At 64.7% G+C, this 255-nt stretch carries 1 protein-coding gene; it reads right to left on the bottom strand.

Annotation, left to right across the window (positions count from 1 at the left end; translation table 11 throughout):
* On the bottom strand, nt 1–255 hold a 255-nt coding region (locus WDW90_RS40135), incomplete at both ends, for an SAM-dependent methyltransferase (RefSeq protein ID WP_336493121.1).

The following is a 255-nucleotide window of genomic DNA, read 5'->3' as shown; positions in this document are numbered from 1 at the left end:
CGAGGAGGCGGTCGCAGCGGTCGGCAAGTTCGGCGGACAACTCACCGATCGAACATCCGATCTCCAGAGCTCGCGTGAAGCGTTTGCGCGGGAGCGAAGCCATGGTGATGGCGCGTTTGCGACGTTCGTACCAGCGGGTGCGCACCGACCACGGGTCGTCGGAGCGCGTGTGCAGCTCGTCGAAGTGGTCGCCGACGGAGGAAACGCTGACGACCTCTCGCCAGTCGCGAAAGTGCTCGAGGAACTCTTCCGTGA

Origin of the sequence: Methylobacterium nigriterrae (genome assembly GCF_037106235.1) — a bacterium.
Classification (GTDB): domain Bacteria; phylum Pseudomonadota; class Alphaproteobacteria; order Rhizobiales; family Beijerinckiaceae; genus Methylobacterium; species Methylobacterium nigriterrae.
Note: the sequence above shows the minus strand (reverse complement) of the source record. Positions and strands in the feature narration are given on the sequence as shown.